This window comes from Herbaspirillum sp. UBA812, assembly GCF_002296545.1.
In the GTDB taxonomy this organism is placed as follows: domain Bacteria; phylum Pseudomonadota; class Gammaproteobacteria; order Burkholderiales; family Burkholderiaceae_D; genus Herbaspirillum; species Herbaspirillum huttiense.
This window is the reverse complement of sequence record NZ_DBIC01000205.1, coordinates 1-591: the sequence shown is the minus strand read 5'-3', so window position 1 is coordinate 591 and position 591 is coordinate 1. Positions and strand designations below refer to the sequence as shown.

1 protein-coding gene is annotated in these 591 nt (G+C 56.9%); it reads left to right on the top strand.

What is annotated here, in order from left to right:
* Positions 1–19 precede the first annotated feature (19 nt).
* On the top strand, positions 20–591 hold a 572-nt coding region (locus B3873_RS13580; protein WP_414651540.1), incomplete at its 3' end, for a DUF2345 domain-containing protein.

Here is a 591-nt window from a genome sequence, read left to right as displayed (position 1 = left end):
GGGCGGGCAGGGTTTGCAGATGATTGCCGCGCAACAGAATATCGATGTGCAGGCACAAGCCGATACGCTGGCGGTGCAGGCGCGTGATCAGGTGAGCGTGGTGAGTGCCAATGCCAGCGTGGATTGGGCGGCGGCCAAGAAGATTACCCTGTCTACGGCGGGTGGGGCCAACATCACTATTGATGGGGGGAACATCACGGTGCAGTGTCCGGGGAAGCTCACCATTCATGCTGGGCAGAAGGTGTTTGATGGACCGGTGCGGCGCGAAGTATCCCTGCCGGCGCTGCCAAGAACAGAGGTGGACGTCTCCCAGCCTAAATTCAACATGCATCTGCAAGACATACCCGGTCCCAACGGTGTCCCCATGCCGAGCTATCCGTGGCGCATCGTTCATGCTGATGACATGCATGAGGCGCTGACAGGAGGCAAGAAGATCCTTAACGGTCGCAGCGATGACCAAGGAAGAGTTTTGCTTGGCAGTGACGATGAGAAGATGTTGCTGGACGCCTATAACAAAAGTCCCAACAAGCTTTGGCTGGTGTATCAAGATCATGTCCAGAACGTGGCCGTCGCTAGACATGATCCGGATTG